General features: G+C 70.6%; 10 protein-coding genes. 6 read left to right on the forward strand and 4 right to left on the reverse strand.

Going from position 1 to position 6,923, the window contains the following annotated elements; translation table 11 throughout:
* Positions 1–249, forward strand: a 249-nt coding sequence (locus ACIY1X_RS18490; RefSeq protein ID WP_399683274.1) for a PaaI family thioesterase, incomplete at its 5' end; no start/stop codon positions are given.
* 33 nt (positions 250–282) lie between these two features.
* On the opposite strand, the gene phaP is transcribed toward ACIY1X_RS18490, so the two are convergent.
* Positions 283–780, reverse strand: a complete 498-nt coding sequence (phaP, locus tag ACIY1X_RS18495) for a TIGR01841 family phasin (protein ID WP_399683277.1) — start codon at positions 778–780, stop codon at positions 283–285.
* A gap of 113 nt (positions 781–893) precedes the next feature.
* On the opposite strand from phaP, the gene ACIY1X_RS18500 reads away from it, so the two are divergent.
* The 3 genes from ACIY1X_RS18500 (at position 894) to ACIY1X_RS18510 (ending at position 2,619) form a co-directional block, all read left to right on the forward strand.
* Positions 894–1,496 carry a TetR/AcrR family transcriptional regulator gene (locus tag ACIY1X_RS18500; protein WP_399683279.1) on the forward strand — a complete coding sequence of 201 codons (603 nt, stop codon included), beginning with the start codon at positions 894–896 and terminating at the stop codon, positions 1,494–1,496.
* A gap of 75 nt (positions 1,497–1,571) precedes the next feature.
* On the forward strand, positions 1,572–1,700 hold the full coding sequence (locus ACIY1X_RS18505; RefSeq protein WP_281173391.1) for a hypothetical protein: 129 nt from the start codon (positions 1,572–1,574) through the stop codon (positions 1,698–1,700).
* A 10-nt stretch (positions 1,701–1,710) separates the two neighbouring features.
* The gene (locus ACIY1X_RS18510; protein WP_399683281.1) at positions 1,711–2,619 is read left to right on the forward strand and encodes an alpha/beta hydrolase; all 909 of its coding nucleotides are present in this window, start codon (positions 1,711–1,713) and stop codon (positions 2,617–2,619) included.
* A 9-nt stretch (positions 2,620–2,628) separates the two neighbouring features.
* Here the strand turns inward: ACIY1X_RS18510 and minE are convergent, their stop codons facing one another.
* The 3 genes from minE to minC are packed head-to-tail and all read right to left on the reverse strand — an operon-like array spanning position 2,629 to position 4,513.
* Entirely contained in the window at positions 2,629–2,898 is a 270-nt protein-coding gene (minE, locus tag ACIY1X_RS18515; RefSeq protein WP_038202576.1) for a cell division topological specificity factor MinE, read from the reverse strand.
* A 5-nt stretch (positions 2,899–2,903) separates the two neighbouring features.
* A complete protein-coding gene (minD, locus tag ACIY1X_RS18520; protein WP_038202579.1) occupies positions 2,904–3,716 on the reverse strand; it encodes a septum site-determining protein MinD in 813 nt (270 codons plus the stop codon).
* Between the two features lie 50 nt (positions 3,717–3,766).
* The gene (gene minC / locus ACIY1X_RS18525; protein WP_399683284.1) at positions 3,767–4,513 is read right to left on the reverse strand and encodes a septum site-determining protein MinC; all 747 of its coding nucleotides are present in this window, start codon (positions 4,511–4,513) and stop codon (positions 3,767–3,769) included.
* 320 nt (positions 4,514–4,833) lie between these two features.
* Between minC and ACIY1X_RS18530 the strand changes: the two genes are divergently transcribed.
* Both ACIY1X_RS18530 and ACIY1X_RS18535 read left to right on the forward strand, forming a co-directional pair.
* Positions 4,834–5,103, forward strand: coding sequence for a hypothetical protein (locus ACIY1X_RS18530; protein WP_399683287.1), 270 nt, complete (start codon positions 4,834–4,836; stop codon positions 5,101–5,103).
* A gap of 160 nt (positions 5,104–5,263) precedes the next feature.
* Positions 5,264–6,856, forward strand: coding sequence for a wax ester/triacylglycerol synthase family O-acyltransferase (locus tag ACIY1X_RS18535; RefSeq protein ID WP_399683289.1), 1,593 nt, complete (start codon positions 5,264–5,266; stop codon positions 6,854–6,856).
* The last annotated feature ends 67 nt before the right edge of the window (positions 6,857–6,923 follow it).

Consider the following 6,923-nt stretch of genomic DNA (forward strand, 5'->3'; position numbering starts at 1 on the left):
TTCGTCACCGCCTGGCTGGACAACGCGATGGCCTTCGCCGTGGCCGCCCGCGACGCGCAGGTGCGGCTCGCCTCGCTGGAGCTGAAGGTCAGCTTCCTGGAGCGCGTCGGCGTCGCCCCGGTGGAGGCCGAGGCCCGCGTGCTGCGCTGGGGCGGCAGCGTGGTCTTCCTGGAGGCGCAGCTCATGGACGTCGACGGCGGCGTGCTCGCGCGCGCCTCGTCCACCGGCAAGCTGCTGCGGCCCCGGTGAAGGCCGGCCCGCGGGGCCGCCTGCCTGCGTCCGCTACTTCTTCCTGCCGCTGCCCTGCTGCAGGAGCTGGGTGACCTGTTCCACGTTGTCGCTGACGCGTTTGCGCACGATCTCGAAGGCCTCGGCCTGCGACTTCGCCGCCACGTCGGCCAGCTCGCGGATGTCGTTGAGCGCCTGCTGGAAGGCGGCCTTGCCCATCTCGTCGAGCTTGGACAGGTTCGCGCTCATGTCCTGGCCCGGCAGGCCCTTCATCGCCTCCTGCCATTCGGTGACGGAGTTGCGCAGCATCTCCGTCTGACGCTGCACCACGGTCTGCAGCCCCTGGTAGGAGCGCTTGTTGGCCTCCACCAGCGCCTCGATGTCCTTGCGGCCGTTCTCCAGCAGCGCGGCCGCGGTGCCCGTGAGGTTCAGGTCCTGCATCCGGTCCGTGATGCCCTTGAGCGACTGGGTGAACGCCTCCTGCATGTCGGCTGCGGGGTTTGAGCCCGCGCCGCGCTTGTCATCCGCGCCGGTGGTCTTGCGAGTGGCCATGCCAAGTCTCCTGGTCGTTGGTTGGGTGGATAGATAGCGCCGGTGACGATACCGCGTACAAGGCTTCGCGCCTAGCGCGGGCAATTTTCAGACGACTGTGCTAAATTAGGTCCATGGATGCCCGAACGCAAAAAAGCGAGATGACCCGTGCCGCCATCGTCGGCGCCGCGCTCGATCTCGTCGCGGCCGAGGGCCTGGAGGCGCTGACCCTGCAGGCCGTGGCCGACCGGCTGGGGCTGTCCAAGAGCGGGGTGTTCTCCCGCGCCGGCTCGCGCGAGGCCCTGCAGAAGGCCGTCATCGACGAGTACGGCCGCCGCTTCGTCGCCGAGGTCTTCGCGCCCGCCATGCAGAAGCCCAAGGGCCTGGCGCGGCTGGAGGACATCGCCCGGCGATGGATCGCGCGCACCCGTGACGTCGAGACGCACGCCGGGTGCATCTACATGGCCGGCGCCTTCGAGCTGGACGACCGCGACGGGCCGCTGCGCGACCATCTCCACGCCGAGATCATCCGCTGGCGCGCCGCGCTGCGCCGCACGGTGCAGCAGGCCATCGACACCGGCGAACTGCGTGCGGACACCGATCCGGCCGAGGTCGCCAGCGAGCTGAACGGCGTCGTCATGACGCTGCTGCACGACGCCCGCTTCCTGCGCGACCCGAACGCCGCCGCCCATGCCGCCGCCTCTTGGCGGCGCCTGGTGAAGAGCCACCGGGCCTGAATCAGTCCGACGCCACAGCGCCTTCGTTCATCTTCATCTGAATTTCGCACAACCGTGCGCTAACTGGAGAATCCCATGATCGCCTTCATGCTCTGCCTCCTCGTCCTCGGATCCGCCGCGCTCGCGCTGCGGCGTCTCGTCGAAGCGGTGCGCGACACGCTCGCGGCGCTGCCGCGCGACAACCAGGCATGGTGCTGGTACTGAGGAGCGCGGCATGAACGGCGTCGATGCTTCTTCCTCCAGCCCGGCCTCGGCCTTCTACGCCCAGGCCGGCGCAGTCACGCGGATGGCGCGCTGGGGCCTCGGCGCCTCGCAGCGGTTCTGGCCGGCGCTGGCGGTGCGCGCCGCCACGCGCCTGTTCTGCACGCCCCTGCCGCCGCGCCGCCTGCAGCGCCACCAGTGGCCGCAGGCGGGCTGGCGCCGCGTGCACTGGCCTTTCGAGGACGGCAGCCTCGTCGTCTACATCCCCGAAGCAGGCGATGCGCAGGCGCCGGCCGTGCTGCTGGCGCATGGCTGGGGTGGGCACGCAGGGCAGATGCTGCCGCTGGCGGCCCGGCTGGCTGCGGCGGGGATGGCGCCCGTGCTGCTGGACCTGCCGGCCCACGGCCGCAGCACCGGCCGCACCAGCAATCTGCCGCAGTTCGGGCGCGCGATCGGCTATGCGGCGGCGCGGCTCGAGGCGGAACGCGGCGCTGCGCTGAGGGCGGTGCTGGCCCACTCGCTGGGCGCCAATGCCGCGGCGTGGGCGGCGGCGCGGGGCCTGCCGACGGGGCGCCTGGTCCTGCTGGCGCCGCCCGCCTCGCCGCGCGACTACACGCGCTACTTCGCGCAGGCCTTCGCCCTGAGCGAACGCACGCGCGCCGGGCTGCAGGACGTCGTGGAAGGACGCGAGGGGGTGCTGATGTCGCAGTTCGAGCCGCGTGCCGTCGGCCCGCGCGTCGCGCAGCCGACGCTGGTGGTGCATGACCGGGACGACCGCGTCAACGCCTTCGCGGACGGGCTGGCGTTCGCCGGCGCCATCGCTGGTGCGCGGATGCACGAGACCCGCGGTCTGGGCCATCGCCGCATGCTGCGCGACGGCCCCGTGCTCGAGGCGGTGGTGCGCTTCGTCGCGGCCGTCTGAGCGCCGGCGTCAGCGGGCCGGCGCGGCCTCGGGCAGCTCGATCTTCACCTCCAGCACCTCCAGGTCGTCCTGCTTCTCCAGGTTGACCTTGATGTCCTCGGGCTTGATCGACACGTACTTGGAGATCACGGCCACCAGCTCGCGCTGCAGCTCGGGCAGGTAGTTCGGGCGGCGCGAGCCCAGGCTGCCGCGCTCGTGCGCCAGGATGATCTGCAGCCGCTCCTTGGCGACGCTGGCCGTCTTCTTCTTCTCGCCGAGCAGGAAGGAGAGAAAGGACATGGCCCTTACCTCCCGAACAGGCGCTTGAAGAAGCCGGGCTTTTCCGCCTCGATGAAGCGCAGCGGCCGGTCTTCGCCGAGAAAGCGCGCCACCACGTCGCTGTAGGCCTGCGCCACCTCGGTCTCCTTGTCGTGGATCGCCGGCACGCCCTGGTTGGAGGCCTGCAGCACCGACTCGGACTCGGGGATCACGCCGATCAGCTTGATGCGCAGGATGTCCTGGATGTCCTCCAGCGAGAGCATCTGGCCGTCGGCCACCCGGTTGGGGTTGTAGCGGGTGATCAGCAGGTGCTCCTTGATCGGCTCGGCGCCGTCCTTGGCGCGCTTGGTCTTGGAGCCGAGCATGCCGAGGATGCGGTCGGAGTCGCGCACCGACGAGACCTCGGGGTTGGTCACGATCAGCGCCTCGTCCGCGAAGTGCATCGCCATCAGCGCGCCGGTCTCGATGCCGGCGGGCGAGTCGCAGACGATGTAGTCGAACTCCATCCCGCGCAGCTCGTTCAGCACCTTCTCGACGCCTTCCTGCGTCAGCGCTTCCTTGTCGCGCGTCTGCGAGGCGGCCAGCACGAACAGGTTGTCGAGCTGCTTGTCCTTGATCAGCGCCTGCTTGAGGTTGGCCTCGCCCTGGATCACGTTCACGAAGTCGTACACCACGCGCCGCTCGCAGCCCATGATCAGGTCCAGGTTGCGCAGGCCGACGTCGAAGTCGATCACGGCCGTCTTCTTGCCCGCCAGCGCCAGGCCCGACGAAAAGCTGGCGCTGGTGGTCGTCTTGCCGACGCCGCCCTTGCCCGAGGTCACCACCACGATCTTGGTCATTTGCCTGAAATCCTTGTTGCCTTGTCTTGTGTGTCGGTCGGAAGTGTCGTTCAGCCCGCGATGGGTTCCATCAGCAGCTTGTCGTCGGCCAGCCGGATCTGTGCGGATTTGCCCGCCACCGCCGCCGGAAGCGCCACTTCGGAGGTGCGGTAGATGCCCGCGATCGCCACCAGCTGCGCCTCCAGGCAGGTGGTGAAGATGCGCGCCTCCGTGTTGCCCCGCGCGCCGGCGATGGCCTTGCCGCGCAGCGGCGCGTACACGTGGATGTGGCCGTCGGCGATCACCTCGGCGCCGAAGTTCACCACCTCGGTCACGATCACGTCGCCGCCGCGCGCGTACACCTGCTGGCCCGAGCGCAGCGGCCGGTCGATCAGCAGCGTGCCGCCCTGCGGCACCGGCACCTCGCGCACGATCTGCGGCGCCGGGCTGGGTGCCTCGGCCGGGCGCGCCGGCGGCGCCACCGGCATGGCCGCGATCGCCAGGCCCGCCGCGCGAGCGGCCTGCGCCTGCGCTTCGGTGGCGCCGCGCACCGCCACCGGCTGCGTCTGGTGGCGCGCCAGGATGCGGCGCAGCGCGGCGAAGTCGATGGCGGCCCGGGCCTCGTCTTCCGGCAGCTGCGAGAGGTCGATCACCACCGGCTCCTGCTCGAAGAAATCGGGCGAGTCCGCCAGTTGCACGTCGAGCGCCGCGGTCAGCACCGCCAGGTCGGCGGTCTTCAGGATCACCGCGATCAGCGGCAGCGTGGCGCTCTTGAACTCGAACACCGCGCGGCTGCGCGCGGCGGATGCATCGGTCATCGAAAAGGGGAGGAAGAAGGCTGCAGAAAGCCGCGCAGGACCGCGGCCGCAAAGCGTGCGAGTCTAACGGGCCGGCCCGCCGCTTCCGCCGTGCGCGCCGGTGGCGCAGCGCCAGGCCACAGGTGTTGCACTGCGTTGCAATTCAGGCCGCCAAAGGCGGCAGTAGTGGGCAAACCTTCATGTTGCTGTGCACAAGTCGTTGCTGTGGCGTGCGTCCTACGCCGAAAGTGTTCATCTCTGGTGCAGACTAGCGCCTGCGCCGCGGCCCTCATCCTGCGCGGGGGGCTGCGGCAGTGCGCACATCAGGGAGAAGAACGAGCATGAACCCGATCCTGGACCTGCGGCCGGTGCGGCCCGGCGTCTACACCTACAGCCTCCGCGCCCCCGGCCAGCCGGGCCAGCCCGGCCATCCGTGCCCGGACTTCTTCGAGAGCATCGCCGACTGCCTGCACGACGCCGCCAGCAGCCTGATGTCCTATTTTGAGCGGGTCGACGTGCGCCTGGGCGGGCGCCCGGCCGGCATCTATGCCGTGCACGCGGTCGCGGCCGACCCGGACACCATCGCCGCCGACCTGCCCTCGGGCCGCTGACCGCGCGGCGCCCTTCCCTTCCGCTCCCGTGCCGTGCAGCGGCCCCCGCGTTTACGCGGAGGTGGCGCCCCGGCCGGCCGCTGTACAAAGGCCACGCGGCCCGCGCTGCATGACTGCAGACGCCGCGGTCCACACCAGCACGACGAGACGGAGGCACCGCGTGAAACACCTCAGTGGCCTGGACGCCACCTTCCTGCATTTCGAGACGCCCGAGATGCCCATGCACGTGGGCTCGCTCAACGTGCTGCAACTGCCCAAGGGCTACCAGGGCGACTTCTACGAGGACGCCAAGGCCTTCATGGCCGGCCGCATCCACCTGGCCGACGTGTTCACGCGCAAGCTCGCGCTGATGCCCTTCGACCTGTCCAACCCGGTGTGGGTGGACGACGACGACATCGACGTCGACTACCACGTGCGCCACATCACGCTGCCCAAGCCCGGCACCAACCGGCAGCTCCAGCAGTACGTGGCGCGGCTGCACTCCTCGCTGATCGACCGCAGCCGGCCGCTGTGGGAGTTCTACATCATCGACGGCCTCAAGAGCGGCGAGGTGGCGCTCTACACCAAGGTGCACCATGCCGGCATCGACGGCCAGGCCGGCGTGGAGGTGGGCAAGGCGATCTTCGACCTGGAGCCCGCCGGCCGCGTGGTGAGGCCGCCGCGCCGCAAGCCGCGCCGCAGCGGCTACCAGCTCGGCATGGCCGAACTCGCCTCGGCCGCCCTGCGCAACACCGCCGCCCAGTACGTCAAGCTCTACAAGATGCTGCCGGCCCTGGGCAAGGCGCTGGCCGACCTGGCCGCCGCGCCGCAGGAGCTGCCGCGCGAGCTGGACCCGCGCGCGCTGGCCCGGCGCTACAACCTGACGGCGCCGCGCACGCCCTTCAACGTCTCCATCACCAACCAGCGCGCCTTCGCCGGCCGCACCATCCCGCTGGCCGAGACCAAGGCCATCGCCAGGCACTTCGGCGTGACGCTCAACGACGTGGTGCTGGCCACCGTCTCCGGCGCGCTGCGCCAGTACCTCAAGGCGGGCAGCGAGCTGCCCGCCGAATCGATGGTGGCGGCGGTGCCGGTGAGCCTGCGCGAGGCCGGCGACGACACGGCCAACAACCAGGCCAGCATGATCCTGGTCAGCCTGGCCTCCGACCTGCAGGACCCGGTGGAGCGGCTGAAGGCGATCAACCAGTCCTCCACCCAGTCCAAGTCGACCATGAACAGGTTCAAGGCGGTGATCCTGGACGACTTCCCGATGTTCGCCGCGCCCTGGCTGATGTCGGGCATGGCCTCCGTCGTCGGCCGCTCGGGGCTGGTCAACATGCTGCCGCCGGCCGCCAACGTGGCCGTCTCCAACGTGCAGGGCGCGCCCTTCCCCATGTACTTCGCCGGCGCCCTGGTCACCAGCTACTACCCGGTGTCCATCGCCAGCCACGGCACCGCGCTCAACATCACGCTGCAGAGCTACAACGGCCGGCTCGACTACGGCCTGATCGCCTGCCGCCGCGCGGTGCCGGACGTGAACGAGATCGGCGACCACCTGCTGGCCGAGCACCGCAGGCTGATGGCGCTGATGCAGGAGGCCGCGCCGGCGCCGGCGGAAAAGCCTGCCGTGGCGCCCGCGCGCGAGCGCCGGGCCGCGCCGCGCAGGAAGGCCGTGGCGACGGCGCGCAAGACGGCGCCCGTCAAGGCCGTCAAGGCGGCGCCGGCCAAGAAGAAGCCGGCCGCCGCCGCGAAGAAGGCGCCGCGGGGCCGCTGAGCCGCCGGGCCGCTCAGGCGTTGCGCGAGCGCCCGAGCAGGGCCCAGAGGATGATCGCGCCGAAGGT

The organism is Xenophilus sp., from assembly GCF_044462705.1.
GTDB lineage: Bacteria > Pseudomonadota > Gammaproteobacteria > Burkholderiales > Burkholderiaceae_C > Xenophilus > Xenophilus azovorans.